The organism is Hydrogenophaga sp., assembly GCF_965657535.1.
In the GTDB taxonomy this organism is placed as follows: Bacteria; Pseudomonadota; Gammaproteobacteria; order Burkholderiales; family Burkholderiaceae_C; genus Hydrogenophaga.
In genome coordinates, this window is sequence record NZ_CBFHOP010000007.1 from 144086 (window position 1) to 169953 (window position 25868).

26 protein-coding genes and 4 tRNA genes are annotated in these 25868 nt (G+C 63.3%); 7 read left to right on the plus strand and 23 right to left on the minus strand.

Translation table 11 applies throughout. From position 1 onward, the window contains the following. Positions 1 to 143: 143 nt before the first annotated feature. The 22 genes from rpoB to rpe all read right to left on the minus strand — a co-directional run bounded on the left by rpoB (position 144) and on the right by rpe (position 18324). The gene (gene rpoB, locus ACTG4K_RS13670) at positions 144 to 4268 is read right to left on the minus strand and encodes a DNA-directed RNA polymerase subunit beta (RefSeq protein WP_439114763.1); all 4125 of its coding nucleotides are present in this window, start codon (positions 4266 to 4268) and stop codon (positions 144 to 146) included. Positions 4269 to 4573: 305 nt separating this feature from the next. Beyond that, on the minus strand, positions 4574 to 4948 hold the full coding sequence (gene rplL, locus ACTG4K_RS13675) for a 50S ribosomal protein L7/L12 (RefSeq protein ID WP_439114764.1): 375 nt from the start codon (positions 4946 to 4948) through the stop codon (positions 4574 to 4576). Between the two features lie 41 nt (positions 4949 to 4989). Continuing rightward, on the minus strand, positions 4990 to 5556 hold the full coding sequence (gene rplJ, locus ACTG4K_RS13680) for a 50S ribosomal protein L10 (protein ID WP_439114765.1): 567 nt from the start codon (positions 5554 to 5556) through the stop codon (positions 4990 to 4992). Between the two features lie 269 nt (positions 5557 to 5825). Then, complete coding sequence (gene rplA / locus ACTG4K_RS13685) at positions 5826 to 6521, minus strand: 50S ribosomal protein L1 (protein WP_439114766.1); 696 nt, start codon at positions 6519 to 6521, stop codon at positions 5826 to 5828. Next, on the minus strand, positions 6522 to 6953 hold the full coding sequence (rplK, locus tag ACTG4K_RS13690) for a 50S ribosomal protein L11 (RefSeq protein ID WP_304838858.1): 432 nt from the start codon (positions 6951 to 6953) through the stop codon (positions 6522 to 6524). A gap of 145 nt (positions 6954 to 7098) precedes the next feature. Beyond that, positions 7099 to 7674, minus strand: a complete 576-nt coding sequence (gene nusG / locus ACTG4K_RS13695) for a transcription termination/antitermination protein NusG (RefSeq protein ID WP_439114767.1) — start codon at positions 7672 to 7674, stop codon at positions 7099 to 7101. After that, a complete protein-coding gene (gene secE, locus ACTG4K_RS13700; protein WP_439114768.1) occupies positions 7674 to 8057 on the minus strand; it encodes a preprotein translocase subunit SecE in 384 nt (127 codons plus the stop codon). Before secE ends, nusG begins: the two co-directional genes overlap by 1 nt. A 144-nt stretch (positions 8058 to 8201) precedes the next feature. Next, positions 8202 to 8277 (minus strand) — tRNA-Trp (locus tag ACTG4K_RS13705). Between the two features lie 25 nt (positions 8278 to 8302). Then, positions 8303 to 9493 (minus strand): elongation factor Tu, encoded by a 1191-nt coding sequence (gene tuf, locus ACTG4K_RS13710; RefSeq protein WP_439112199.1) that lies wholly within the window; start codon positions 9491 to 9493, stop codon positions 8303 to 8305. Between the two features lie 44 nt (positions 9494 to 9537). Continuing rightward, positions 9538 to 9612: transfer RNA gene (locus ACTG4K_RS13715), tRNA-Thr, on the minus strand. Between the two features lie 78 nt (positions 9613 to 9690). Continuing rightward, a tRNA-Gly gene (locus ACTG4K_RS13720) sits at positions 9691 to 9764 on the minus strand. Positions 9765 to 9840: 76 nt separating this feature from the next. Beyond that, positions 9841 to 9926, minus strand: a tRNA-Tyr gene (locus ACTG4K_RS13725). Between the two features lie 68 nt (positions 9927 to 9994). Then, a complete protein-coding gene (locus ACTG4K_RS13730) occupies positions 9995 to 10699 on the minus strand; it encodes a uracil-DNA glycosylase (protein ID WP_439114769.1) in 705 nt (234 codons plus the stop codon). 41 nt (positions 10700 to 10740) lie between these two features. Continuing rightward, positions 10741 to 11541 carry an indole-3-glycerol phosphate synthase TrpC gene (gene trpC, locus ACTG4K_RS13735; protein WP_439114770.1) on the minus strand — a complete coding sequence of 267 codons (801 nt, stop codon included), beginning with the start codon at positions 11539 to 11541 and terminating at the stop codon, positions 10741 to 10743. After that, positions 11538 to 11714 (minus strand): hypothetical protein, encoded by a 177-nt coding sequence (locus tag ACTG4K_RS13740; RefSeq protein ID WP_439114771.1) that lies wholly within the window; start codon positions 11712 to 11714, stop codon positions 11538 to 11540. The genes trpC and ACTG4K_RS13740 overlap by 4 nt, the downstream gene beginning before the upstream one ends. Before the next feature lie 14 nt (positions 11715 to 11728). Then, positions 11729 to 12796, minus strand: coding sequence for an anthranilate phosphoribosyltransferase (gene trpD / locus ACTG4K_RS13745; protein ID WP_439114772.1), 1068 nt, complete (start codon positions 12794 to 12796; stop codon positions 11729 to 11731). 15 nt (positions 12797 to 12811) lie between these two features. Further along, positions 12812 to 13465: a LysE family translocator gene (locus ACTG4K_RS13750; RefSeq protein WP_439114773.1), complete on the minus strand. Its 654-nt coding sequence runs from the start codon at positions 13463 to 13465 to the stop codon at positions 12812 to 12814. A gap of 19 nt (positions 13466 to 13484) precedes the next feature. Next, positions 13485 to 14558 carry a low-specificity L-threonine aldolase gene (gene ltaE, locus ACTG4K_RS13755; RefSeq protein WP_439114774.1) on the minus strand — a complete coding sequence of 358 codons (1074 nt, stop codon included), beginning with the start codon at positions 14556 to 14558 and terminating at the stop codon, positions 13485 to 13487. Next, a complete protein-coding gene (locus ACTG4K_RS13760; RefSeq protein WP_439114775.1) occupies positions 14555 to 15148 on the minus strand; it encodes an anthranilate synthase component II in 594 nt (197 codons plus the stop codon). Before ACTG4K_RS13760 ends, ltaE begins: the two co-directional genes overlap by 4 nt. Positions 15149 to 15153: 5 nt before the next feature. Beyond that, a complete protein-coding gene (gene trpE, locus ACTG4K_RS13765) occupies positions 15154 to 16653 on the minus strand; it encodes an anthranilate synthase component I (RefSeq protein ID WP_439114776.1) in 1500 nt (499 codons plus the stop codon). 295 nt (positions 16654 to 16948) lie between these two features. Beyond that, complete coding sequence (gene gph, locus ACTG4K_RS13770; RefSeq protein ID WP_439114777.1) at positions 16949 to 17644, minus strand: phosphoglycolate phosphatase; 696 nt, start codon at positions 17642 to 17644, stop codon at positions 16949 to 16951. Continuing rightward, the gene (rpe, locus tag ACTG4K_RS13775) at positions 17644 to 18324 is read right to left on the minus strand and encodes a ribulose-phosphate 3-epimerase (RefSeq protein ID WP_439114778.1); all 681 of its coding nucleotides are present in this window, start codon (positions 18322 to 18324) and stop codon (positions 17644 to 17646) included. The genes gph and rpe overlap by 1 nt, the downstream gene beginning before the upstream one ends. A 94-nt stretch (positions 18325 to 18418) precedes the next feature. On the opposite strand from rpe, the gene apaG reads away from it, so the two are divergent. The 7 genes from apaG (at position 18419) to ACTG4K_RS13810 (ending at position 24857) form a co-directional block, all read left to right on the plus strand. Beyond that, positions 18419 to 18814: a Co2+/Mg2+ efflux protein ApaG gene (apaG, locus tag ACTG4K_RS13780; RefSeq protein WP_439114779.1), complete on the plus strand. Its 396-nt coding sequence runs from the start codon at positions 18419 to 18421 to the stop codon at positions 18812 to 18814. Positions 18815 to 18862: 48 nt separating this feature from the next. After that, positions 18863 to 20908: a site-specific recombinase gene (locus tag ACTG4K_RS13785; protein ID WP_439114780.1), complete on the plus strand. Its 2046-nt coding sequence runs from the start codon at positions 18863 to 18865 to the stop codon at positions 20906 to 20908. Then, on the plus strand, positions 20901 to 21875 hold the full coding sequence (gene thiL, locus ACTG4K_RS13790; RefSeq protein WP_439114781.1) for a thiamine-phosphate kinase: 975 nt from the start codon (positions 20901 to 20903) through the stop codon (positions 21873 to 21875). The genes ACTG4K_RS13785 and thiL overlap by 8 nt, the downstream gene beginning before the upstream one ends. Positions 21876 to 21922: 47 nt before the next feature. Further along, positions 21923 to 22474 (plus strand): phosphatidylglycerophosphatase A family protein, encoded by a 552-nt coding sequence (locus ACTG4K_RS13795; protein WP_439114782.1) that lies wholly within the window; start codon positions 21923 to 21925, stop codon positions 22472 to 22474. Between the two features lies 1 nt (position 22475). Further along, positions 22476 to 22961 carry a CinA family protein gene (locus ACTG4K_RS13800; protein WP_439114783.1) on the plus strand — a complete coding sequence of 162 codons (486 nt, stop codon included), beginning with the start codon at positions 22476 to 22478 and terminating at the stop codon, positions 22959 to 22961. Between the two features lie 37 nt (positions 22962 to 22998). Further along, complete coding sequence (locus ACTG4K_RS13805) at positions 22999 to 24144, plus strand: DNA alkylation repair protein (RefSeq protein ID WP_439114784.1); 1146 nt, start codon at positions 22999 to 23001, stop codon at positions 24142 to 24144. A 242-nt stretch (positions 24145 to 24386) separates the two neighbouring features. Continuing rightward, positions 24387 to 24857, plus strand: a complete 471-nt coding sequence (locus tag ACTG4K_RS13810) for a CZB domain-containing protein (protein WP_439114785.1) — start codon at positions 24387 to 24389, stop codon at positions 24855 to 24857. A 140-nt stretch (positions 24858 to 24997) separates the two neighbouring features. Here the strand turns inward: ACTG4K_RS13810 and ACTG4K_RS13815 are convergent, their stop codons facing one another. Then, on the minus strand, positions 24998 to 25813 hold the full coding sequence (locus ACTG4K_RS13815) for a UPF0149 family protein (RefSeq protein WP_439114786.1): 816 nt from the start codon (positions 25811 to 25813) through the stop codon (positions 24998 to 25000). Positions 25814 to 25868 lie beyond the last annotated feature (55 nt).

Genomic DNA, 25868 nt, shown 5'->3' on the forward strand with positions numbered 1-25868 from the left:
ATTTCCTTAAAGAAACAGAGACAGCGAAAGAGGATCGAAGTGACTTAAACCCAGAACACCGCAGAACCGGCTTTGCCGGGCCGCAGGTGTTGCCCCCTGAGGGGCTGACGCGCCGCAGGCGTGGCGCGGGGGTGGGTTTGTAATCAGCTTCTTTCCAATTCGATGTCGATACCGAGCGAGCGAATTTCCTTAACCAGCACGTTGAACGACTCGGGCATGCCCGCTTCGATCGAGTGCTCGCCCTTGACAATGGACTCGTACACCTTGGTGCGGCCCTGCACGTCGTCGGACTTGACGGTGAGCATTTCCTGCAGGATGTAAGACGCACCGTAGGCTTCCAGCGCCCACACTTCCATCTCGCCGAAACGCTGACCACCAAACTGCGCCTTGCCGCCCAGCGGCTGTTGCGTGACCAGGGAGTAAGGGCCGGTGGAACGGGCGTGCATCTTGTCGTCGACCAAGTGGTGCAGCTTCAGGAAGTGCATGTAGCCCACCGTGGTCTTGCGCTCAAAAGCGTCGCCGGTACGACCGTCATACAGCTGCGCCTGGGTGCGCGTTTCGGTCAGGCCCTTCTTCGCGGCGATGTCGTCCGGGTACGCCAGCTTGAGCATGGCGCGGATCTCATCTTCGGAAGCACCATCAAACACCGGCGTGGCAAATGGCACGCCACCGGTCAGGTTGTGCGCCATCTCGACCACATCCGTGTCGCTCAGGTCGGACAGGTGTTCCTTTTTACCGGCTTGGTTGTAGATGGTGTCCAGGAACGAGCGCAGTTCGGTGGCTTTCGCCTCGGCCTGCAGCATGTCACCAATACGCTGGCCCAGTCCTTTGGCAGCCCAGCCCAGGTGGACTTCCAGCACCTGACCCACGTTCATGCGCGAAGGCACGCCCAGCGGGTTGAGCACGATGTCGGCGGGGGTGCCGTCGGCCATGTAAGGCATGTCTTCGACCGGAACGATCTTGGACACCACACCTTTGTTGCCGTGGCGACCGGCCATCTTGTCACCCGGCTGCAAGCGGCGCTTGACGGCCAGGTACACCTTGACCATCTTGAGCACGCCCGCTGGCAACTCGTCACCCTGCGTGAGCTTCTTGCGCTTTTCTTCAAAAGCCAGGTCGAAGCTGTGGCGCGTCTGTTCCATGGCGTTTTTGATGGACTCCAGCTGGGCAGCCACGTCGTCTTCCGACGGACGGATGTCGAACCAGTGGTATTTCTCGACGTCGTCCAGATAGGCCTTGTCGATCTTGGTGCCCTTGGCCAGCTTCTTGGGGCCGCCGTTGGCGACCTTGCCGATCAGCAGCTTTTCGATACGGTCAAACGCATCGGCTTCCACAATGCGCAGCTGGTCGTTCAGGTCCAGGCGGTAGCGCTTGAGCTCGTCGTCAATGATCTGCTGGGCACGCTTGTCACGCGTGATGCCTTCACGGGTGAAGACCTGCACGTCGATCACGGTGCCTTGCGAACCCTGGCCCACGCGCAGCGAGGTGTCTTTCACGTCGCTGGCTTTTTCGCCGAAGATGGCGCGCAGCAGCTTTTCTTCAGGCGTCAGCGTGGTCTCGCCCTTGGGCGTGACCTTGCCCACCAGCACATCGCCGGGCAGCACTTCGGCGCCCACGTAGATGATGCCGGAGTCGTCCAGGCGGTTGAGCTGCAGCTCGGCCAGGTTGGGAATGTCGCGGGTGATTTCTTCCGCGCCCAGCTTGGTGTCGCGCGCCATGACCACCAGTTCCTCGATGTGGATCGAGGTGTAGCGGTCTTCGGCCACCACGCGCTCGGAGATCAGGATCGAGTCTTCGAAGTTGTAGCCGTTCCAGGGCATGAAGGCAATCAGCATGTTCTGGCCGATCGAGATCTCGCCCAGGTCGGTCGAAGCGCCGTCGGCAATCACGTCACCCTTACCCAGCTTGTCGCCCTTCTTGACGATGGGACGCTGGTGGATGTTGGTGTTCTGGTTGGAACGCTGGTACTTGATGAGGTTGTAGATGTCCACACCCACTTCACCGGCCACCGCTTCCGCGTCGTTCACGCGAATCACGATGCGGGTGGCATCGACATGGTCGACCACGCCACCGCGCTTGGCGGTGACCACAGTGCCCGAGTCGATCGCAGCCACGCGCTCAATGCCGGTACCCACCAGCGGCTTTTCAGGGCGCAGCACAGGCACGGCCTGACGCGACATGTTGGCACCCATCAGCGCGCGGTTGGCGTCGTCGTGCTCCAGGAAGGGCACCAGCGAAGCGGCCACAGACACGATCTGCGCAGGCGACACGTCCATGTACTGGATGGTGTCAGCGGGCGTCAGGATCGACTCGCCTTTTTCACGCGCGGAGATCAGGTCACCGCTCAGGCGACCTTCAGCGTCCAGCGTGGCGTTGGCCTGCGCAATGACGTACTTGCCTTCTTCGATGGCCGACAAGTAATCGATCTGGTTGGTCACCTTGGCGTCGACCACCCGACGGTATGGGGTTTCGATGAAACCGTACTCGTTCAGACGGGCGTACAAAGCCAGCGAGTTGATCAGACCAATGTTTGGGCCTTCAGGCGTTTCGATGGGACACACGCGACCGTAGTGGGTCACGTGCACGTCACGCACCTCAAAACCAGCGCGCTCGCGCGTCAGACCGCCCGGGCCAAGGGCCGACACGCGGCGCTTGTGGGTGATCTCGGCCAGCGGGTTGGTCTGGTCCATGAACTGCGACAGCTGGGACGCACCGAAGAACTCTTTCAGAGCCGCGGAAATCGGCTTGGAATTGATCAGGTCGTGCGGCATCAGCGGCTCTTGCTCGGCCTGGCCCAGACGCTCTTTCACAGCCTTCTCGATGCGAGCCAAGCCGGTGCGGTACTGGTTTTCGGCCAGCTCGCCCACGCAACGCACGCGGCGGTTGCCCAGGTGGTCGATGTCGTCGACCTCACCGCGACCATTGCGCAGATCCACCAGAATCTTGACCACCGCCAAGATGTCTTCGTTGGACAGCACCATCGGGCCGGTCGACTCGTCGCGCCCGGCACGGGCGTTGAACTTCATGCGGCCTACGCGCGACAGGTCGTACGTGTCCGGGTTGTAGAACAAGCGGTGGAACAACGCTTGCACAGCGTCTTCGGTCGGCGGCTCGCCGGGGCGCATCATGCGGTAGATGGCCACACGGGCGGCAAACTCGTCAGCGGTCTCGTCGCTGCGCAAGGTCTGCGAAATGTAAGCACCCTGGTCGAGTTCGTTGGTGTAGAGGCACTGCAGATCCTGCACGCCAGCGGTGCGCAGTTTCTTCAGCAAGGCTTCGGTCAGCTCTTCGTTGGCCTTGGCAATGATCTCGCCGGTGTCAGCGTCCACAATGTTGCGGGCCACCACGCGGCCGATCATGAAGTCTTCGGGCACGCTGATGTGCGTGGTGCCAGATTGCTCCATTTCACGGGTGTGACGCACCGTGATGCGCTTGTCCTTGGCGACCACGACCTTGCCCGACTTGTCGGTGATATCGAAACGGGCCACTTCACCGCGCAGACGCTCGGGGACAAAGGCCATCTGGGCACCGCTGTCCATCAGGCGGAAGTGGTCGTTGACGAAGAAGTTCGCCAGGATGGTCTCAGGCGTCAGGCCAATGGCTTTCAGCAGAATCGTGACCGGCATTTTGCGGCGGCGGTCGACACGGAAGAACAGGATGTCTTTCGGATCGAATTCGAAGTCCAGCCAAGAGCCGCGGTAAGGGATGATGCGGGCCGAAAACAGCAGCTTGCCCGAACTGTGGGTCTTGCCCTTGTCGTGTTCAAAGAACACGCCAGGCGAGCGGTGCAGCTGCGACACGATGACGCGCTCGGTGCCGTTGATGATGAAAGAGCCCTTGTCCGTCATCAGGGGCACTTCGCCCATGTAGACCTCTTGCTCTTTCACTTCCTTGATCACCTTCGACTGGTTGGTCGACGACTCACGGTCGTAGATGATCAGCTGCACGCGGGCGCGCACAGCGGAGGCAAAGGTTAGGCCACGGGTCTGGCATTCGCGCACGTCAAACGCTGGCTTGGCCAGGTTGTACTCCACGAACTTCATCTCGACAAAACCATTGTGCGAGACGATCGGGAATGCGGCTTCAAACGCGGCCTGCAGGCCCTCGTTGGTGCGCTTTTTGGGCGCTGAATCCGCTTGCAAGAACGCGGTGTAAGCGTCCTTTTGCATCTGCAAGAGGTAGGGAATCGCGATGACAGTCTCGCGGGTGCCAAAACTCTTTCGGATGCGTTTGCGTTCGGTGTATGAATAATTCGATGCTGAGGCCATGAGATCTCCGGGCTTGAGGTCTGCGGCGACTGTCTTGCCTACCGGGCGCATCAAACGCTCGGTGACATGCTTGGTGGCTGGCCTCTACCAACCATTGGCGGACGGCCTGCGCATTGCACACAGGCCCGAACCAAGTCGTCTTCTGCAGTCGGGGTCAGAAGACACTCAAAAACATGCTCGTAGAGGTTTTTCGCTAGCCTGCAGCCTGTCGAAAAACCGGTCCAGAAGCCGATTTTTGGGTGTGCTCTGAAAGCACCAAAGGCTGGAGGCTCTTTCGAGCACTCCAGCCCCTGAAGGGAACCGAATTACTTCAGCTCGGCCTTGGCACCGGCGTCAACCAGTTTCTTCATGGCGGCTTCGGCGTCGGCCTTGGCAATGCCTTCTTTCACGTTCTTGGGTGCGCCGTCGACCAGGTCTTTGGCTTCTTTCAGACCCAGACCGGTGATTTCACGAACGGCCTTGATGACGGAGACCTTGTTGGCGCCAGCTTCCAGCAGCACCACATTGAACTCGGTCTTCTCTTCAGCAGCAGCAGCGGCACCACCACCAGCAGCAGCAGGAGCGGCCATGGCGGCAGCGCTCACGCCAAACTTCTCTTCGATGGCTTTCACCAGGTCGTTGAGTTCCATGACCGTCATGCTGTCCAGCGCGGTCAAAAATGCGTCTTTATCGAATGCCATTTTGATTTCCTAACAATTGGTTTAAACGAACGTGCCGCGCATCAAGCGGCGGCAGCGTCTTCTGCCGGTGCGGCGGTGTCGGCTGCAGGTTCTGCAGCAACTTCTGCCGGTGCGGCAGCGCCTTCGCCTTTTTTCGCCGCCAGGGCGCCCAGCACAACGGCCGTACGCGACATGGGCGACATCAGCAAGCCACACAGCTGTGCCAACAACACTTCTTTCGAAGGGATGCTTGCGAGCTTCTTAACGCCCTCGACGTCCAGGACTTTGCCACCGTAAACGCCACCGCGAATCACCAGCTTGTCGTTGGTTTTCGCGAAGTCAGCCACCACTTTCGCAGCAGCCACAGCGTCTTCAGAGAAGCCATAGATCAACGGACCGGTCATCTGGTCTGCGGCCACTTCAAATGCGCTGCCAGCCACTGCACGGCGAGCCAGGGTGTTTTTCAACACGCTCAGGCTGACACCGTTGCTGCGGGCTGTGACGCGCAGTTTGTCCATGTTCGCGACCGTGATGCCACGGTATTCCGCCATCACGAGCGTTTGAGCTTTAGCGGCGAGGCTGGTCACTTCGGAAATGACCGCTTCTTTCTCACTGCGATTCAGACTCAAGGTCTACTCCTTAAATGTGCTTGCGGCCCAACGGCCTTCAGCACGCCTCATTGCAGCGACCAACTGTTTAGGGAATCTTGTTCCATCTGCAGCGGGATCGCCATCTGCGTTGGCTTGTCACAATTAAGTCAAACCGCACCCCTAAAGGCACCGCTCAACACCAACGGTCTTGGATGGCTCTGGGGTCGGGCAGCCAAGCCACCGGACCACAGACCCACCACACCCGGGCGCCTCGTCCAAAGACGGACACCCGAATTTTCTTCAAGCGATCAGGCCGAGATGGATTGCATGTCGACGCGAACGCCCACACCCATGGTCGACGAAACCGCGACTTTACGCAGGTACACACCCTTGCTGGTGGCTGGTTTGGCCTTGGTCAGTGCGTCCAGCAAAGCCACCAGGTTGCCCTGAAGCTTGTCGCTGTCGAACGAACGGCGGCCGATGGTGCCGTGCACGATACCGGCTTTGTCCACACGGAACTGCACCTGGCCAGCCTTGGCGTTGCGCACCGCTTGAGCGACGTCAGGCGTCACGGTACCGACCTTGGGGTTGGGCATCAGGCCGCGTGGACCCAGGATCTGACCCAGGGTACCCACGACGCGCATGGCGTCAGGCGAAGCGATAACCACGTCGAAGTCCATCTTGCCTGCCTTGATGTCGGCAGCCAGATCGTCCATGCCCACGATGTCAGCTCCAGCGGCCTTGGCTTCTTCGGCTTTGGCACCTTGGGCGAACACGGCCACGCGCTTGGTCTTGCCGGTGCCGTTGGGCATGACCACGGCGCCACGCACCACCTGGTCAGACTTCTTGGCATCCACGCCGAGCTGGATCGCCACGTCGATGGATTCGTCAAACTTGGCGTTGGCGCATTCTTTGATGATGGCCAGTGCGTCGTTCAGTGCGTACAGCTTCATGCTGTCGACTTTGCCTGCAAAGGCTTTCTGTTTCTTGGTCAGCTTGGACATTTACACACCCTCCACAATCACGCCCATCGAGCGGGCCGAACCGGCGATGGTGCGCACTGCGGCGTCCACATCGGCAGCGGTCATGTCTTTCATCTTGACCTTGGCAATCTCTTCGAGCTGAGCGCGGGTGATCTTGCCAACCTTCTGCTTGTTGGGCACGGGCGAACCCTTGTCCAGCTTGATAGCCTTCTTGATCAGGGTCGTCGCAGGCGGCGTCTTGATGATGAAGGTGAAGCTCTTGTCTGCAAAGGCCGTGATGACCACGGGCAACGGCAGACCTGGCTCAACGCCCTGGGTCTGGGCGTTGAACGCCTTACAGAATTCCATGATGTTCAGACCGCGCTGACCCAGCGCTGGACCGATTGGTGGGGAAGGGTTGGCCTTACCAGCTGGCACTTGCAGCTTGATGAAACCGACGATTTTTTTCGCCATGGTTTTGCTCCTGCGAGTCCAAACGGCTGCAAACTGCAGCCTCCTCGCGGCTTTCGGCCCGAATCACAAAATTACCAGCTACCGCTTCGGGCCGACCCTTGCAGCTGCTGCTGCCATGGCCAAATGCCACGGCAGATTAAAAATATCAGGTCTTTTCGACTTGGCTGAATTCCAGCTCGACAGGCGTTGCGCGACCGAAAATGGTCACCGACACGCGCATCTTGTTCTTTTCGTAGTTGACCTCTTCCACCGTGCCATTGAAGTCGGTGAACGGACCTTCCTTGACGCGAACGTATTCGCCCACGACGAACTCCACTTTGTGGCGGGGCTTGTCGGTACCTTCCTGCATCTGGTTGACGATTTTCTGAACGTCTTCTTCAGAAATCGGTGCAGGGCGGTTCTTGGCGCCACCCACAAAGCCGGTGACTTTGTTGGTGTGCTTCACCAGGTGCCAGGTGTCGTCATCCATCACCATTTCCACCAGCACATAGCCGGGGAAAAATTTGCGCTCGGTGGTGCGGCGCTGGCCGTTTTTCATCTCCACCACCTCTTCGGTGGGTACCAGGATGCGACCGAATTTGTCTTGCATGCCGGCGCGGTTGATGCGCTCAACGATATTGCGCTCAGCGGCCTTCTCCATGCCCGAGTAGGCATGCACCACATACCAACGCATACCGTCCGCGGCAACGCCGTCGGTCACAGGGCTTTGTTGATCGCTCATTATTTTCTCCAGCCCAGGATCAGGTCGTAAAACAACCATTCCAGGGTCTTGTCGGTCAGCCAGAGGAACAGCGCCATCACAAAGACGAACGCAAACACATAGGCCGTCATCTGAATCGCTTCTTTGCGCGCAGGCCAAACCACCTTTTTGGTTTCACGCCACGCATCTCGCCCAAAGGCCAGCAACTGCTTGCCCGACTCAGACACACCAAACACCACCACCGCAGCAGCTGTGGCTGCAATGAGTGCACCCCACTGCACGAGCGGACCCTGAGCAGACAGCAAATAAAACGCGACAAAGCCGCCGAGCAACAACGCAACGGCGGCAGCCAGCTTGGCCTTGTCGGCGCTGGTGTTGACGGTTTGAACTTCGGAAGTGGCCATGAGATTCCAGACGATGCATTACAAAATTTCGCGCCACCGAAGCCAGAAGCTTGAGACACGCAAGCCCACCAGAGGTCGTAACGACTTCGGTGGGCTTGTTAACCACAAAACAAGGGGATCAGACGATAGCTTGATCCTGTTTGGTGGCAGGGGCAGTAGGAATCGAACCTACAACCTTCGGTTTTGGAGACCGACGCTCTGCCAATTGAGCTATACCCCTACTGGCTATACCCCGCTATGGGCAATCAGGCAATGATCTTGGCAACCACACCGGCGCCGACGGTACGACCGCCTTCGCGGATAGCGAAGCGCAGACCTTCTTCCATGGCGATGGGGTTGATCAGCTTGACGGTGATCGACACGTTGTCGCCAGGCATGACCATCTCTTTGCCTTCTGGCAACTCGATGGAGCCTGTCACGTCGGTCGTGCGGAAGTAGAACTGCGGACGGTAGTTGTTGAAGAACGGCGTGTGACGGCCACCCTCGTCTTTGGACAAGACATAGATCTCGCCGGTGAAGTGGGTGTGTGGCTTGATCGTACCGGGCTTGCACAGCACCTGGCCACGCTGCACATCTTCGCGCTTGGTACCGCGCAACAGAATACCGACGTTGTCGCCTGCCTGACCCTGGTCCAGCAGCTTGCGGAACATTTCCACGCCGGTGCAGGTGGTCTTCTGGGTGTCGGCAATACCGACGATTTCGATTTCTTCGCCAACTTTGACAATACCGCGCTCGATACGGCCGGTCACCACGGTACCGCGACCCGAGATGGAGAACACGTCTTCCACGGGCATCAGGAAGGCACCGTCCACCGCGCGGTCAGGCGTGGGAATGTAGGTATCCAGAGCGTCGGCCAGCTTCATGATGGCCTCTTCACCCAGAGGACCCTTGTCGCCTTCGAGGGCGAGCTTGGCAGAGCCGTGGATGATGGGGGTGGCGTCGCCTGGGAACTCGTACTTGTCCAGCAGCTCGCGTACTTCCATTTCGACCAGCTCGAGCAACTCGGCGTCGTCGACCATGTCGCACTTGTTCAGGAACACGATGATGTAAGGCACGCCCACCTGGCGAGCCAGCAGGATGTGCTCGCGAGTCTGGGGCATGGGGCCGTCAGCGGCCGAGCACACCAGAATGGCGCCGTCCATCTGGGCCGCACCGGTGATCATGTTTTTCACATAGTCAGCGTGGCCGGGGCAGTCGACGTGGGCGTAGTGGCGGTTGGCCGTTTCGTATTCCACGTGGGCGGTGTTGATCGTGATACCGCGGGCCTTCTCTTCCGGAGCCGCGTCGATCTGGTCGTAGGCCTTGGCGGAGCCGCCATACTTGGCCGACAGCACGGTGGTGATGGCCGCGGTCAGGGTGGTTTTACCGTGGTCAACGTGACCAATGGTGCCAACGTTGACGTGCGGCTTGGTCCGCTCAAATTTCTCTTTTGCCATTTTTCAGCTCCAAAATCAAAATTGCCGAAACACCAGAAAAAATATGGTGCCCTTGGCGGGAATCGGACCCGCGACCTCTCCCTTACCAAGGGAGTGCTCTACCACTGAGCCACAAGGGCCAAGGCACCCAGATCAACCGGGCACCTCAGAAAATTCACTGCATCGTCTGTAAAAACGAACCAGCCATCGAAACGATCTGGAGCGGGAGACGGGAATCGAACCCGCGTCATCAGCTTGGAAGGCTGGGGTTCTACCATTGAACTACTCCCGCACAAAGAAACCAGAGCCACACGACTCGGACAACCCTGAGCGCGACATCCCAATCGCTCCTAGATCACATCAACTGCTGGTGGAGGAGGCTGGATTCGAACCAGCGTACGCGTTAGCGGGCAGATTTACAGTCTGCTGCCTTTAACCACTCGGCCACCCCTCCGTAGCGCAGCCCAGAATTATGCCATGGTTTTTACGACTTGCACCAGTCTTCTGAGCAAAGTCGCGCAGTCACCACCGAATCGAGGGCAGTTTTTGAGCGATCAGCCATTGATTGGCTTGTCCAAAGTGCCCACATCCGATGAAAGGCGTGGGGCCGCGGTTGGCTGACAAAGGCGAGGGGTGGTTGGCCAACAACACCGCGTGGCGGCTGGCGTCGATGAGACCTGCTTTCTTTTGAGCGTGAGCGCCCCACAGCAGGAAGACCTTGGGCGTGCCACTGGCGCTGCAATGGCGAATCACCGCATCGGTGAGCGCCTCCCATCCCTGTCCCGCATGGCTGGCGGGCTGGCCGTCTTCCACCGTGAGACAGGTATTGAGCAAGAGCACGCCCTGCGCTGCCCAGCGCACCAGGGAACCGCTGGCGGGCAGCGGCAGGACCAGATCGCGCTGCAGTTCTTTGAAGATATTGCGCAAACTGGGCGGCAGCTTCACACCGGGAGCCACAGAAAAAGCCAGACCCTCGGCCTGCCCAGGCCCGTGGTAAGGGTCTTGACCCAGAATGACCACCCGCACCGATTCGGGCGCGGTGAGCATGAGCGCACGCAGGGGCTGCGGCGGGTAGATGACCGCACGCGCTGCACGCCGCTGCTGCAAAAAGGCCTGCAAGCGGGCGCCTTCGGCCGATGCGCGAAAGCCCTCGACGGTCGGTGCCCAACCGGGCCGCAGGGCAGCATCTGTCAGGCCTGCGGCTGGCAGGTCGGTCGCTGCAGGCATTGCGCCATCCAGGTCGAGCACCGCTTGCATGTGCGACAAGCCTATGCAAACAGCTCAGCAAGCGCCAGGCCAGGCTCGGGGGCGCGCATGAAGGTCTCACCCACCAGAAAAGCGTGTACGCCTGCACTGCGCATGGTTTGCACATCGGCGCGCGACACAATGCCAGATTCGGTGATCAGCAGGCGGTCGGCAGGTACATCGTTCAGCATGTCCAGCGTGGTCTGCAGCGTCACGTCAAAGGTGCGCAGGTTGCGGTTGTTGATACCCAGCAGGCGGGTCTTGAGCTTGAGCGCGCGCTGCAGTTCGTCGCGGTCGTGCACCTCCACCAGCACCGCCATGTTCAGGCTCAGGGCCACCGCCTCCAGCGCTGCCATCTGCGCGTCATCGAGGCAGGCGGCGATCAACAAAATGGCATCGGCCCCCATGAAGCGGGCTTCGTACACCTGGTACGGGTCGACCATGAAATCTTTGCGCAGCACCGGCAGATCGCAACTGGCGCGGGCTTGCTTGAGGTAGTCCGAACTGCCCTGGAAGAACTGACGATCGGTGAGCACCGACAGGCAGGCCGCGCTCACCTTGCCGTCGCCCTCGGCGTAGCTCTGTGCAATGTCGGCGGGAATGAAGTCTTCGCGGATCACGCCCTTGCTGGGGCTGGCTTTCTTGATTTCGGCGATGACGGCGGCCTGGCCTGCGGCGATCTTGGCGCGCAAGGCGCCTTCAAAGTCACGCGTGAGCACGCGACTCTCAGCGTCGAAGCGCATCGCATCCAGCGGCTTTTTTCGCTGTGCGGCGGCGATTTCCTCGTGCTTCACGGCCACGATTTTTTGAAGAATGTCGCTCATTGTTTGTTCTCTGCGTGAGGGGTGTTGGTTGGGTTCGGTACGGGCTCAGGCGACGGCGCCGGGTTTTTCAGGATACGAAGGAACACGCGGTGCATGACCCAGCCCGCCACCACGAACACCAGCGAGATGCCGATCGCGATCCAGGCGCCTTCGTTTTGCAACCAGACGGGCATGGTGCCGTCGCGCCTCAGGGGCCGACGCTGGCCGTGGCCAGCTGGCTGAATGCGGTGAGTTCGGCCAGCTTGCGAGCTGCTGCCCCCGACTCGATGGCGCGGCGCGCCAGCGCAATGCCTTGCGCCATGTCGCTGCACACATTGGCCGCATACAGCGCCACGCCGGCGTTGAGCGACACGATGTCTTTGGCCGCCTTGATGTTTGGCTCTTCGCTGTTGTTCAGCACGCCCATCAGCATCGCCTTCGAATCTTCTGGCGTGTCCACACGCAGCGTGCGGTTGCTGGCCATCGTGAGGCCAAAATCTTCGGGGTGGATTTCGTATTCGGTGATCTCGCCGTTTTTCAGTTCACCCACCATGGTGGCGGCGCCCAGGCTCACCTCGTCCATGCCGTCGCGGCCATACACCACCACCGCGTGCTCGGCGCCCAGGCGCTGCAGCGCACGCACCTGAATACCCACCAGATCGGGGTGGAACACACCCATCAGGATGTTGGGCGCCGAGGCCGGGTTGGTCAGCGGCCCCAAGATATTGAAGATGGTCTTCATGCCCAGCTCGCGGCGCACCGGCGCCACGTTTTTCATCGCAGGGTGGTGGTTGGGCGCAAACATGAAGCCCAAGCCCACCTGCTCTATGCAGCGTGCAATGTGTTCGGGCGTGAGGTTGATGTTGACGCCCAGGCTCTCCAGCACGTCGGCGCTGCCGCTTTTGCTGCTGACGCTGCGCCCGCCATGTTTGCTGACCTTGGCACCCGCCGCAGCCGCCACAAACATGGAGCAGGTGGAAATATTGAAGGTGTGCGAGCCGTCGCCACCGGTGCCCACGATGTCCACCAGGTGCGTTTTGTCGGCCACGTGGACCTTGGTGGAAAACTCGCGCATGACCTGCGCGGCGGCGGTGATCTCACCGATCGTTTCCTTCTTCACACGCAAGCCGGTGATGAAGGCTGCCATCATCACGGGTGACATCTCCCCGCTCATGATCATGCGCATCAGGTGCAGCATCTCGTCATGAAAGATCTCGCGGTGTTCGATGGTGCGCTGCAGGGCTTCCTGCGGGGTGATCTTGTGGCTGTGGGGCATGGGTGTCTCCAGAACTTATGGGGTGGGATTGTCCGACATGGCCAGCCTCAGGCCAAAGCCGATGAACAGTGCGCCAGCGGCGCGGTCCAGCCGGTGCAGGGTACGCTGCACGGCGCTCACGCGGTGGGCGGCCCAGCCGGCGAGCCAGGCATAGCCGAAGTTGATCGGCAGTGAGTTGATGTTGAACAGCAGGCCCAGCAGCAGGAAGGTGGTCACCTTGTCGGGCGTGCCGGGTGCGATGAACTGCGGCACAAACGCCAGAAAAAACAGCGCCACCTTGGGGTTGAGCACGTTGGTGAGAAAGCCGCGCCAATAGATGTGGCGCAGGTCGGCGGGCACTTGCTCCCTGCCCACCTCAGCGGTCACGATGGCCGAACTTCCGCTTCGCGCGAACAGCAGCTTGACGCCCATCCACACCAGGTAAGCAGCACCCGCCCACTTGAGCACGGTGAAGGCCGTGGCCGATGTGGCCAGCAGCGCGCCCACGCCCAGCGCCGCCGCCAACACGTGCACAAAGCAGCCGCTGACGATGCCCAACGCCGCCACCAGGCCGGCGCGCACGCCGCTCTTGAGCGCACTGCTCACGATGTAGAGCACATCCGGCCCGGGCGTGAGATTGAGCAGCCAGCCCGCCGCGATGAACACCAGAAGTTGGGGCGTTTCGGGCATGGCTGTTCTCCGGCGGGATTCAGTAAGGACCGGTGCGCGTGGTAGCGCCTGGCGCGCCGGGCGCTTCGGCGAAGAAGCGGCGGACGGTGGCAATGGTGTGGTCGATGCCGGCCGCGTCCACATCCAGGTGGGTGACGAAGCGCAGGCCGATCAGGCCGGTGGCCAACACGCCATGCGCTGCTAAAAAATCGAGCAGCGCGGGGCCACGCGCGTCGGCCACGTCCACAAACACGATATTGGTCTGCGCCGACTTCACCGTCAGACCGTCGATCCCGCGCAAGCCTTCGGCCAGCCGCCCGGCGTTCGCGTGGTCTTCGCCCAGCCGCTCCACGTGGTGGTCCAGCGCGTGCAACGCACAGGCCGCCAGCAGACCGGCCTGGCGCAGGCCGCCGCCGGCCATCTTGCGGATACGGCGGGCGCGGTTGATCAGCTCCTGCGAGCCGCAAAGTGCAGAGCCCACCGGTGCGCCCAGCCCCTTGCTGAAGCAGACCGAAAGGCTGTCGAAATGGTCAGCGATTTCACGCAGCCGATCCATCGCGCCCTGCCCCGGCGCCGCCGAGGCCACGGCGGCGTTGAACACGCGCGCGCCATCCAGGTGGGTGTTTAAGCCCTTTTCGCGCGCCAGTGCCGTGGCGCCGCGCAGGTAGTCATCGGGCATCACATGGCCGTTCCAGGTGTTTTCCAGGCACAGCAGGCGGGTGCGCGCAAAGTGCGGGTCGTCGGGCTTGATGGCGGCCGCGATGTCGTCCAACGCCATGCGACCCTGCGCGTCTTGCGTCAGCGGTTGCGGCTGCACGCTGCCGAACACCGCAGCGCCGCCGCCTTCGTAGCGGTAGGTGTGGGCCAGTTGACCGACGATGTACTCGTCGCCCCTGCCGCAGTGCGCCAGGATGCCGCACAGGTTGCTCTGCGTGCCCGAGGGCATGAAAAGTGCAGCTTCCTTGCCCGTGATGGCGGCAATGCGCGCTTGCAGCGCATTGACGGTGGGGTCGTCGCCAAACACATCGTCGCCCAGCGGCGCCGCCATCATGGCGGCGCGCATGGCCTCGGTGGGCTGCGTGACGGTGTCGCTGCGCAAATCAACAGTCTTCATGCTTGCTCCAGAAAGTTCTTCAGCATCGCGTGGCCGTGTTCGGTGAGGATGCTTTCCGGGTGGAACTGCACGCCTTCAATGGCCAGCGTCTTGTGCTTCACACCCATGATCTCGCCGTCGGGCGTCCAGGCTGTGACCTTGAGGCAATCGGGGCAGCTCTCGCGCTCAATGGCCAGCGAGTGATAGCGGTTGACCGTGAACTGCTCAGGCAGGTTGGCGAACACGCCCTCCTGCGTCGTGGTGATCTGAGAAGTCTTGCCGTGCATCAGCTCCTGCGCACGGACGATCTGGCCGCCGAAGGCCGCGCCGATGCTCTGGTGACCCAGACACACGCCCAGGATCGGCAGCTGGCCGGCAAAGTGCTGGATGGCCGCGACCGAAATGCCCGCTTCGGCGGGCGAACAGGGGCCGGGGGAAATCACCAGGCGGTCCACCTGCCCCGCGTCCACACGGCGCTGGATTTCGTCCACCGTGATCTCGTCGTTGCGCACCACGGTCACGTCGGCACCGAGTTCACCGAAATACTGCACGATGTTGTAGGTGAAGGAGTCGTAGTTGTCGACCATCAGGAGCTGAATTTTCTTCGTCATGTCGTTCACTCCAAACCTTCTTCCACCAGCTCGGCCGCACGCAAGAGCGCACGCGCCTTGTGCTCGGTTTCCCGCCATTCCATTTCAGGAATGGAGTCGGCCACCACGCCGGCCGCCGCCTGCACGTAGAGCATCTGGTCTTTGATGATGCCGGTGCGAATCGCAATGGCCACATCCATGTCGCCGGCGTAGCTCAGGTAGCCGCAGGCACCGCCGTACAAGCCGCGCTTGGTGGGCTCCAGCTGGTCGATCAATTCCATCGCGTGCACCTTGGGTGCGCCGGTCAGCGTGCCGGCGGGGAAAGTCGCTTTCAGCACGTCCATGTTCGTCATGCCGTCCACCAGCGTACCTTCGACGTTGCTCACGATGTGCATCACGTGGCTGTAGCGCTCCACCGCAAAGGCTTCCGTCACCTTGACGCTGCCAATCTTGGCAATGCGGCCGATGTCGTTGCGCGCCAGATCGATCAGCATCACATGCTCGGCGCGCTCTTTCGGGTCGTTCACCAGCTCGATCTCGGTGGCCTTGTCCTTCTCAGGCGTGGCGCCGCGCGGGCGCGTGCCGGCCAGGGGTCGAATGATCACCTTTTGGCCCTCGTCAACCTGCTCCTGGCGCACCAGAATCTCGGGCGACGCACCCACCACGTGGAAGTCGCCGAAGTGGTAGTAATACATGTAAGGCGACGGATTCAGCGAGCGCAGCGCGCGGTAGAGCGACAGCGGTGACTCGGTGTAGCGCTTCTTGATGCGCTGGCCCACCTGCACCTGCATGAAGTCGCCACCCGCGATGAGTTCTTTGGCGCGTTCCACGGCGGCGATGTAGTCGGCCTTGGCGAAGTCGCGCTCGGCGGGGTGGCCTTGGCTGGGTTTCACCACCGGCGCACTCACCGAATACTTCAGCGCCTCTTTCAGCTCGCGCACGCGCCGCTTGGCGTTGGCGTAGGCCTCGGGCTGGGCCGGATCAGCGTAAACGATCAGGTAGAGCTTGCCAGAAAGGTTGTCGATGACGGCCAGCTCTTCGCATTGCAGCAGCAGGATGTCGGGGCAGCCCAGGGTGTCGGGCGGACAGCTGGATTCGAGCTTTTTTTCGATGTAGCGCACCGCGTCGTAGCCGAAGTAGCCTGCCAGGCCGCCGCAAAAACGCGGCAGGCCCGGGCGCAGCGCGACCTTGAAACGCTGCTGGTAGGCGGCGATGAAGTCCAGCGGGTTGCCGTGGTTGGTCTCGACCACGGCGCCGTCGCGCACCACCTCGGTCTTCGCTTCAGCGCCAAAACCGCTGGCGCGCAGCAGCGTGCGCGCGGGCAGGCCGATGAAGCTGTAGCGGCCGAAGCGCTCGCCGCCCACGACGGATTCGAGCAGGAAGCTGTGTTTGCCGTCACCGCGCCCATGGGCGAGCTTGAGGTACAGCGAGAGCGGGGTTTCGAGGTCAGCGAAGGCCTCGGCCATCAGCGGGATGCGGTTGTAGCCTTGGCTGGCCAGGCTCTTGAATTCGAGTTCGGTGATCATGTTCAGACGCTCCATCGGCTCCTTGCTGCGTTGCAGCTTGTGAAACCGTTTTTCTGAGGTGCCCGGTCAGACGCGCTGCCGGGTTCGGGGAGTGGGGTGGCGCGGGCTGGGGTCCATGATGCAGACCGAAACCCGCGCACCGCCGGGGGGAAGTGCACGTTTACGCTGGCTTGCGCCAGGGCCAGGCTCCCCGGCCGTTGCGGCTCGGCAGATTGCCCGTCAGGGTTGTGCGTGTGTTGAACATGGATGGAAAGTGTAGCAAAGCTGGCGCTTGTCGCGCGGGCAGCCTCCAGCGCTACCAACGCCAATCGGCCAGCGAATCGAGCAACAGATCGTGCGGCGCCTGTGCAATTGGCTGACCGTGGTTGTAGCCGTAGGTGACCAGCACCACCGGGCAACCGGCGGCGCGCGCTGCCAGGGCATCGTTCTGCGAATCGCCCACCATCACGGTGCGCGCAGGCAGCGTGCCCAGCGCTTCGCAGGTTTTGAGCAGGGGCAGCGGGTCGGGCTTCTTGCGCTCAAAGCTGTCACCGCCAAACACCTGGCTGAAAAAGCCGTCGAGCCCCTTGACCTTGAGCAGGTCTTGCGCGAAGGCCAATGGCTTGTTGGTCAGACACGCCAGACCCAGGCCAGCGGCCTGCATGGCGCGCAAGCCCGCTTCCACCCCCGCAAACACATCGGAAAACTGGCCATTGATGCCCAGGTAGTGGTGCTGGTATTGGCGCCAGGCTCGGTCAAAGAGCGCGTCCACGCTCATGGCCGGGCAAGCTTCGCCGCAACCGATAACCTCGGGCCGGCGCAGTTGCTCGGCCAGCAGGCTGCGGATCAGGTGCTCAGAGCCCTTGCCCACCGTGCGCTCGACGGCGGCACGGTCCACCCCGGGCAGGCCCAGGTCGGCCATGGTGCGGTTGAGCGCAACCTCGAAGTCGCCCAGCGTATCGACCATGGTGCCGTCCAGGTCGACGATCACGGCTTGGATGTTGGACAGCATCAGGCCAAGGCTCGGCGCATGTCGTCGATCACGCTCTTGTAATCGGGTTTGCCAAAAATGGCGCTGCCGGCCACGAAGGTGTCGGCACCGGCGTCGGCCACGCGGCGGATGTTGTCGGCCTTGATGCCGCCGTCCACTTCCAGACGAATGTCCTTGCCGCTGGCCTCAATGCGCTTGCGGGCGGCTTCGATTTTGCGCAACGCCGAGTCGATGAAACTCTGGCCACCAAAGCCAGGGTTCACGCTCATGATCAAAATCAAGTCGATGTCGTCGATCAGGTAGTCCAGCACGTCCAGCGGCTGTGCGGGGTTGAAGGTGAGACCGGCCTTGCAGCCCTTGGCCTTGATAGCCTGCACGCTGCGGTGCACGTGGGCCGATGCGTCCGGGTGAAAGCTCACCAGGTCGGCGCCCGCATCAATGAAGGCACCCGCCAGCGCGTCCACCGGCTGGATCATCAGGTGCACATCGATCGGCACCGGCGTGCCGTCGGGCTTTTTCGCATGGGGCTTGAGCGCCTGACACACCATGGGTCCGAAGGTCAGGTTGGGCACATAGTGGTTGTCCATCACATCGAAGTGGATCCAGTCGGCGCCGGCAGCGATGACGTTTTTCACCTCTTCACCCAGGCGGGCAAAGTCGGCAGACAGAATGGACGGGGCAATGCGGTAGGTGTGGGGCATGGCTTGGGTGGGGCTTGGATGGCGTTGAAATGGCGACAGTCGGCATTTTCGCAGGCCTGGCAAGGTCTTGCTGCGGCGCGGTAACATGCCGCTCATGTCGAAATACCAGTTCACCTGTGAAGTCGAGCCCCAGTACCTCAGCGAACAGTCTTCGCCCGAGGAGGACTTGTACGCCTTTGCCTACACCATCACGATCACCAACACCGGCGACGTGACGGCGCAGTTGATCTCGCGGCACTGGGTCATTGACGACGCCCGCGGCCACACCGACGAGGTGAAGGGCCTGGGCGTGGTGGGCAACCAGCCGCTGCTGCGCCCGGGGGAATCGTTTCAATACACCAGCGGCACCCGGCTGCACACGCCCAACGGCCGCATGCGCGGCAGCTTCTTCTGCGTGGCCGAAGACGGTGAACGCTTCGACGCCCCAGTGCCCGAATTTGCGCTCCACACCGACGTGCCGGGCGAAGGCGCGGCCCGCGTGTTGCACTGAGCCGCTGCGCGCTTTCGCTCCCCGGAGCGCACCCCACACCCCCACCGCATGGAACTGACCCAGCTGATTGACGCGCTCGACGCCCAAGCGCCGCTGGCGCAACGCCATTTGTGGTTGATCGAGCTGCTGCGCTGGGTGCGCGGCGACGCCCAGGACCCCCAGGCGAGCGTGGCGCGCGTGCGCCTGTTTTTGGATGCGGTGCAAGCCCGCCCCGAATGGCAAAACCACTGGCGCGCCTGGTGGCAAACCTTTGTGGGCAGCGTGGACGCCACACCCCTGCTGGCCGATTACGGTTTTGCCCCACGCACCGCGTTTCTGAGCGAACTGGGCCACCGCCTGCGCCGCAAGGTGCTGCCCGGCACCCCGGAAACCACCGATCTGGCCGAGCTGTTTGGCCTGCTGCTGCCCACGCGTTTTGACGTGCTGTGGCTCAAAGCGCTGGACACCGCCACGCTGGAGCGCCTGCGCCGGCTGTTGATCACGCCCGCCGAGGCGGTGCACACCGGCGCCCACCCTGTGGTGGCCGGCTTTTGGCAAACCGCGCTCATGGACGCCCTCATTTTCTGCGTGAGCCAGGTCAGCGCCACCGGCTTTGCGTCAGAAATCCGGGTGCGCATGTCCGCAGAAGCCCAGGCCGGGCGGCCGTTTCACGAACTGCCCTCGTCTTTTGAGGTGCTGCGCCTGGCGGTGCAACACCACGGCCCACACAGCGCCCAGGCGCTGGACGCGGCCACTCAGCTGCGCGATCAGCTCGACGCCTGCCGCCACGCCGCCTACACCGTGTACTCGCACCTGGAAGCGCACGGCGTGTCGGTAGGCATTGTGTTTCGGCTGCGCCAGCTGCGCGAACGCATTGTGCGCATCAAGGAGCTGCTGGACTGTCTGCAGGCCGAGCAACCCGAGCGCGCCACCGCCGCCTTGCTGGCCGACCTGGCGCAGGTGGGGCAAGACAACCGCAGCATCCGCGCGCTCATTGCCAGCAGCTCGCAGCTCACAGCAGCCAAAGTGGCTGAGCGCAGCGCCGAAAGCGGCGAACACTACATCACGCGCGACGCCGCCGAATACCGCCAGATGCTGGGCAAGGCAGCGGGCGGCGGTGCGGTGCTGGGCTTGACCACTTGGGTCAAGTTTTCGCTCTATGCGCTGGGCCTTTCGGCCTTCTGGGGTGGCTTTGCTGCGGGGATCAACTACGCCTTCTTCTTCGTGCTGATCCAGTTGCTGCACCTGACCGTGGCCACCAAGCAACCGGCGGTGACCGCACCGGCCATGGTGGCCAAACTCAAAGACATCCGGGAGCCGGGTGCGGTGCGCCGTTTTGTGGACGAAGTGGCCAACCTGTTTCGCTCCCAGATTGCATCTATTTTGGGCAACGTGGGCCTGGTGGTACCGGTGGTGGTGCTGATCAGCCTGGGGCTGAAGCTTGCCACCGACATGCCCATGATCAACGCCGACAAAGCGCAGCACGTGCTGCACGACCTGCACCTGCTCGGCCCCACGCTGCTGTTTGCGGGCCTCACCGGCGTGCTGCTGTTTGCCTCCAGCATCGTGGCCGGCTGGGTCGAAAACTGGTTTGTGTTTCACAAGCTGGACTCCGCCGTGCGGCACAACCCTCGCTTCACCCGCGTACTGGGGCCTGCCCGCGCCGCGCGCTGGGCCACCTTTTTGCGCAGCAACGTATCGGGCTTGGCGGCCAATATGTCGCTGGGCTTCATGCTCGGCCTGGTGCCAGCCTTTGCCACCTTTTTCGGCCTGGGGCTGGACGTGCGCCACGTCACCCTCTCGGCAGGGCAGGCTGCAGCCGCTGCTGCGTCGCTCGGCCTGGGTGTGTTGACCGAGCCCGCCTTCTGGTGGGCCGTGGGCGGTATTGCGCTGGTGGGCCCGATCAACCTGGCGGTGAGTTTTTACCTGGCCTTTCGCCTGGCGCTGCGCGCACAAAGCATCAGCGAAGTCAACCGCCAGCGCATCCGGGCGGCCATCTGGCGGCGCATCCGCATCGCGCCGCTGAGCTTCTTGCTGCCCCCGCGCGCCCTGCCCGACGAACCCGACAGCGACCTGCCCGAGCCAGAGGCCACCAGGCCCAAACAACATGGGTGAGTTCGAACTCATTCGGCGCCACTTTCAGCGCTCGGGTGTGGCGCTGCCCGACCAAGTGGCGCTGGGTATTGGCGACGACTGCGCCCTGCTGCAGCCAGCGCCCGGCCACCAGCTCGCCGTCTCTTGCGACATGCTGGTCGAAGGCCGCCATTTCTTTGTCGGCACGAACCCGGCCTCGCTAGGCCACAAGGCGCTGGCCGTCAACCTGAGCGATCTGGCCGCGATGGGCGCCCGCCCGCTGGGCTTCACGCTGGCGCTGGCCTTGCCCAGTGCCAACGACGCCTGGCTCACCGCGTTTGCCCAGGGCCTGTTTGCCCTGGCCGACGCGCACGCCTGCCCGTTGGTGGGCGGCGACACCACCCGCGGCCCGCTCAACATCTGCATCACCGTGCTGGGCGAACTGCGGCCGGGCCAGGCCTTGCGACGCGGCGCGGCGCAACCGGGCGACGACCTGTACGTGAGCGGGCGCACCGGCGAAGCCCGCCTGGCACTGGAACTGCTGCTGGGCACCCCTTGGGCGCTGGAGCACGCCGCACCCGGCACCCTGCCCCGGCTGCGCGAGCGGCTTGAGCGCCCAGTGCCTCGCGTGGCCCTGGGCAGAGCGCTGGCCGGTCTGGCCCATGCCGCGCTGGACGTGAGCGACGGCCTGGCCGGCGACCTGGGCCATCTGCTGCAGGCCAGCGGCGTGGGCGCCCACATTGAACTGCCCCACCTGCCCGTGGCACCCGACCTGCAAGCCCTGCCGCCCGCGCTGCAGCTCGACTGCCTGATCAACGGTGGCGACGACTACGAACTGCTGTTCACAGCCGCCCCTGCCGACCGCACCGCCATTGAAGCCGCCGCCCAGGCGAGCGAGACACCGGTGCATCGCATCGGGCAGATCAGCGCCGCGCTCGGCCTGCGGCTGCTGGACGCTGCCGGCCAGCCGGTGGCGCTGGCGCCCCGCGGTTTCGACCACTTCGCCTGACCCACTGCGACGCTTGGGCTCTTGGGCGCGCCGCCATAATCGCCAGCATGTTTGAACCCGATACCCCAAGCAGTCCGACGGCACCGCCTGCTGCGGCCAGGCCACCCGTGGTCCGGCCCACCTGGGCTTTCGTGCTGGCCCATCCCGCGCACTTCATCGCACTTGGGGCGGGTTCGGGCTTGTCCCGCTTCGCCCCCGGCACGGCCGGCACGCTCTGGGCCTGGGCGGCGTTTGTGGTGTTGCAGCCGTTCATGTCCGACGCCGCCTGGGCCACCCTGATCGGCCTGGGCACGCTGGTGGGCTGGTGGGCCTGCACGGTCACGGCACAACACATGCGCGTCGCCGATTCGGGCCACATCGTGTGGGACGAGGTGGTCGCGTTCTGGCTGGTGCTGTGGCTGGTGTCGCCCACCGGCTTCTGGGGGCAGTTGGTCGCGTTTGCGCTGTTTCGTTTTTTCGACGCAGTGAAGTTCGGCCCCATGGCCTGGGCCGACCAGACCTTCAAAGGCTTCGGCGCGCGCGGCGGTTTTGGCATCTTGCTCGACGACTTTGCGGCGGCGCTCTGCACGCTGCTAGTCATCGCCTTCTGGAAATACTGACATGCCCACCACCCCCGAGCTGGTCGAACAACTCGCCACCACACTCAAAGCGCGAGGCCAGTTCATGGCCACCGCCGAGAGCTGCACGGGTGGGCTCATCGCGGGTGCCTGCACCGACCTCAGCGGCTCCAGCGACTGGTTTGAGCGCGGGTTTGTCACCTATTCCAACGCCGCCAAGTGCGAAATGCTGGGCGTGCCGGCCGCCTTGATCGAAGCGCACGGCGCGGTGAGCGAGCCGGTGGCACGGGCCATGGCCGCAGGCGCGGTGGTCAACGCCCACGCACACTGGTCGGTGGCCGTCACCGGCATTGCCGGCCCCACTGGCGGCAGCGCTGACAAGCCAGTAGGCACGGTGTGGTTTGGCTGGGCCACACCCACAGGTGTGTTTACCGAACGCCAGCACTTTGGCGGCGACCGCACCGCCATACGCCAAGCCACGGTGGCGCACGCGCTGGCCGGGTTGTTGCAACGGCTGGCGCACCCCTAAACCCTGGCCAGCCGCCAACCCCCGCACCAAGCACCCCATGGCCGAGCCCTTCAAAAACCTCATCAACGCCCAGACCGTGCAGCATGCGGGCGCGCACCTGCAGCGCGTGTGGCCCGCCTTTGACCGCCTGCGCTTTGAGCAACAAGCCGGCACTGGACTGGAAGCCCTCGCATTCAAGGCCCGCGCCATGCAGCTGGCCGATGCGCTGCAAGCCACCCTGCCCAGCCGTTTCCAGGCGGCTTGCGAGGTGCTGGAAGCCAGCCTGGCACAGCCGGTACCGCTCGACGCCGCTGGCGAGCCCAGCGGGCTGAGCGACGCGCAACGTGACGGCGGGCTTTCGGGCTGGGTGGTGTGGTCCCTGGGCGAGTTTGTGGCCCGCCAAGGCATGGCCGACGTGCCCCGCGCGCTGGCCTGTCTGCACGCGCTGACCCAGCGCTTTTCGGCCGAATTCGCCATCCGTCCGTTCATCCAGCAACACCCCAACGCCACGCTGTCCATCATCAGCACCTGGGTGAACGACCCCAGCGCCCATGTGCGCCGGCTGGTGAGCGAAGGCTCGCGCCCGCGCCTGCCCTGGGGCCTGCGGCTGCAATCGCTGGTGGCCGACCCTGCGCCCACGCTGGCGCTGCTGCGCGCGCTGCAAGACGACGCCAGCGCCTACGTCCGCCGCAGCGTGGCAAACCACTTGAACGACGTGGCCAAAGACCACCCCGACCTGGTGGCCCAGTGGGTGCTAGAGCACCGGCTAGGCGCCAGCGCCGAGCGCACCGCCCTGCTGCACCACGCCAGCCGCAGCCTCATCAAACAAGGCCACACACCTACCCTGCAAGCCTGGGGGCTTGGGCAGGGCTTGGTGGGCGACGCCACGTTGAGCCTGTCCACCGACCACGCCCGTGTGGGGGAAGACGTGGGCCTGCATGTGACACTGCGTTCTACCGCGCCAGCGCCCCAGCTGCTGGTGGTGGACTACGCGGTGCACCATGTGCGCGCCAACGGCAGCACCAGCCCCAAGGTGTTCAAGGGCTGGAAGCTGACGCTGGAGCCCCACACCACCCGCACGCTGGACAAGCGCCACAGCCTGCGCCCGGTCACCACCCGCCAGCTCTACCCCGGACCGCACCGGGTCGAGCTGCAGATCAACGGGCAGACCTGCGCCAGCGACACCTTTGAACTGCTGCACTGACGCAAGCGGCGCAGCGGCTGAGAAGCGGCGATTCAGCCGCTGAGGCGCGGGGCGCTGGCCCAGCAACTGCGACATTTCGCATAAGAAGATGCTTTTTTGCCACACCGGCACCCGGAGTGGACGCTCAGCGCCCGCGTTTTCGGCCTGCACCGCCCACCACACACCATGCAACACCTAAGCTCTCGTCACTGCCATACGGGTGAGGGCATGGCCGTCGTTGGCCGTGCGAATGCATTACAAAAATGAATTTTCTCAAACTGTTTCAGCGTCTGCGAAATAAACGCCCAGACGAATCAGCGTCCAGCGGGCATGGCGATCTGGCCACTGCACAGGCCACACCACACCCGACCGGCCTGGTGATTGACCGCCTGGACATCCAGCGCGCCATCATCCTGCACCTGGAATGGTGCGTGGTGTTCAACGACCACCTGGGCGCCGACAGCAGCCTGCCCCAAGCCACCGAACCGCTGCCCGATGCCAAGAGCAGCGGCCTGGGCCAATGGCTGGCCCAAACGCGCCAACGCCCGCTGGGGCGACACCCCCTGTTTGCCGAGCTGGAGCAGGCGCAGCGCCAGTTTCATGAACTGGCCGACCGCGCTCTGGCACTCACCCGCAACGGCCACATGAGCCTGGCCAGCACCCTGCTGAACACCGATTTCGAACGCAGCCGCACGCGCGTGCTGGAAATTTTGCGCAGCCTGCAGAACTCGTAAGCCCGCTACGCGGCTTACTCCCAGGGGAAACCTCGCCCTGAGACTGGCGGTGCCAGATTTTCAGCGTGTGCCGGGCACGCCCGCATGCTGCGGGCTCAAAGCGCCGCTTCACACCCTGTTGTCGAAGGCGCAGGCCCCTGTCACGCTCCGTGGCACTTCTTGTATTTCTTGCCGCTGCCGCAGGGGCACACGTCATTGCGGCCGGGGGTTTCGGCCTTGCGCACCGACTCCACCCGCGGGCCCAGGCTCTGCCACAGCTGGCGCAGGTCGTACACCGCCCAGATGGCCGCGCCAAAGTCGTTCAGGCGCGCATCGCTCACGCTCGGTGGGCCGTCGTCGCTGTGCATACACACCGTGGGCGTGTCGGTGTCGTCTTCGGTCAGCGCAACGATCGCGTCCAGCGCGTCGTTGAGCATGGACGCGGCTTCCTTGTCGCGCGGAGCGGCCCATTCTTCGGCCCAGTTTTCCACCACAAACATGAACCCCAGCGCCCACACCTGGCCAAACGCCGGCAGCTCCTGGTCGCCAATTTCGGCACGCGCTTCGTCGGGCAGGGAGGCCACCGCGCCACGCACGTCCATCACCTCGGGGTGGTAGCTGCGCTCGTCTTCCAGCGTTTGCACGTCGCTGTTCAGCGAGGCCGCCACTTCGTTCCAGCGCCGGGTCCACAGCGTCATGAACTGGGCCAGTTGCGCCTCGTCGGCAAAGTAGGTGTCCTCCTCGTCGCTGCCGGCCACGCCCGGCGTGCTGTCGCCCGTGCCCAGCAGCACCGGAAAAAACTCGCTCGGCAAGATCAGGCGGCGCGTGCACAGCAGCGCGGCCATGGCGCCTTCACAAAACTCCCATTGCGGCACGTCCTCGCCGCGCGTGCGCAGGTCGTCCAGAATCGCGTCAAGCGCATCAAAATCGTCGTGGTCCATCGGCTCGGTGGACAGGTTCAGGGCTTCGGTCGTCATGGCAATAAAAGAGGCAAAAAAGGTTGGGGTTTTAAGATGGCGGTCAGTGTAGCCT

Excerpts from the sequence above, each read along its gene's own strand:
- rpoB (WP_439114763.1), bottom strand. The coding sequence starts at position 4,268 with ATGGCCTCAGCATCGAATTATTCATACACCGAACGCAAACGCATCCGA.
- rplL (WP_439114764.1), bottom strand. The coding sequence starts at position 4,948 with ATGGCATTCGATAAAGACGCATTTTTGACCGCGCTGGACAGCATGACG.
- rplA (WP_439114766.1), bottom strand. The coding sequence starts at position 6,521 with ATGTCCAAGCTGACCAAGAAACAGAAAGCCTTTGCAGGCAAAGTCGAC.
- rplK (WP_304838858.1), bottom strand. The coding sequence starts at position 6,953 with ATGGCGAAAAAAATCGTCGGTTTCATCAAGCTGCAAGTGCCAGCTGGT.
- nusG (WP_439114767.1), bottom strand. The coding sequence starts at position 7,674 with ATGAGCGATCAACAAAGCCCTGTGACCGACGGCGTTGCCGCGGACGGT.
- secE (WP_439114768.1), bottom strand. The coding sequence starts at position 8,057 with ATGGCCACTTCCGAAGTTCAAACCGTCAACACCAGCGCCGACAAGGCC.
- tuf (WP_439112199.1), bottom strand. The coding sequence starts at position 9,493 with ATGGCAAAAGAGAAATTTGAGCGGACCAAGCCGCACGTCAACGTTGGC.
- ACTG4K_RS13730 (WP_439114769.1), bottom strand. The coding sequence starts at position 10,699 with ATGCCTGCAGCGACCGACCTGCCAGCCGCAGGCCTGACAGATGCTGCC.
- trpC (WP_439114770.1), bottom strand. The coding sequence starts at position 11,541 with ATGAGCGACATTCTTCAAAAAATCGTGGCCGTGAAGCACGAGGAAATC.
- ACTG4K_RS13740 (WP_439114771.1), bottom strand. The coding sequence starts at position 11,714 with ATGCCCGTCTGGTTGCAAAACGAAGGCGCCTGGATCGCGATCGGCATC.
- trpD (WP_439114772.1), bottom strand. The coding sequence starts at position 12,796 with ATGCCCCACAGCCACAAGATCACCCCGCAGGAAGCCCTGCAGCGCACC.
- ACTG4K_RS13750 (WP_439114773.1), bottom strand. The coding sequence starts at position 13,465 with ATGCCCGAAACGCCCCAACTTCTGGTGTTCATCGCGGCGGGCTGGCTG.
- ltaE (WP_439114774.1), bottom strand. The coding sequence starts at position 14,558 with ATGAAGACTGTTGATTTGCGCAGCGACACCGTCACGCAGCCCACCGAG.
- ACTG4K_RS13760 (WP_439114775.1), bottom strand. The coding sequence starts at position 15,148 with ATGACGAAGAAAATTCAGCTCCTGATGGTCGACAACTACGACTCCTTC.
- trpE (WP_439114776.1), bottom strand. The coding sequence starts at position 16,653 with ATGATCACCGAACTCGAATTCAAGAGCCTGGCCAGCCAAGGCTACAAC.
- gph (WP_439114777.1), bottom strand. The coding sequence starts at position 17,644 with ATGCTGTCCAACATCCAAGCCGTGATCGTCGACCTGGACGGCACCATG.
- rpe (WP_439114778.1), bottom strand. The coding sequence starts at position 18,324 with ATGCCCCACACCTACCGCATTGCCCCGTCCATTCTGTCTGCCGACTTT.
- apaG (WP_439114779.1), top strand. The coding sequence starts at position 18,419 with ATGTCGAAATACCAGTTCACCTGTGAAGTCGAGCCCCAGTACCTCAGC.
- ACTG4K_RS13785 (WP_439114780.1), top strand. The coding sequence starts at position 18,863 with ATGGAACTGACCCAGCTGATTGACGCGCTCGACGCCCAAGCGCCGCTG.
- thiL (WP_439114781.1), top strand. The coding sequence starts at position 20,901 with ATGGGTGAGTTCGAACTCATTCGGCGCCACTTTCAGCGCTCGGGTGTG.
- ACTG4K_RS13795 (WP_439114782.1), top strand. The coding sequence starts at position 21,923 with ATGTTTGAACCCGATACCCCAAGCAGTCCGACGGCACCGCCTGCTGCG.
- ACTG4K_RS13800 (WP_439114783.1), top strand. The coding sequence starts at position 22,476 with ATGCCCACCACCCCCGAGCTGGTCGAACAACTCGCCACCACACTCAAA.
- ACTG4K_RS13805 (WP_439114784.1), top strand. The coding sequence starts at position 22,999 with ATGGCCGAGCCCTTCAAAAACCTCATCAACGCCCAGACCGTGCAGCAT.
- ACTG4K_RS13810 (WP_439114785.1), top strand. The coding sequence starts at position 24,387 with ATGAATTTTCTCAAACTGTTTCAGCGTCTGCGAAATAAACGCCCAGAC.
- ACTG4K_RS13815 (WP_439114786.1), bottom strand. The coding sequence starts at position 25,813 with ATGACGACCGAAGCCCTGAACCTGTCCACCGAGCCGATGGACCACGAC.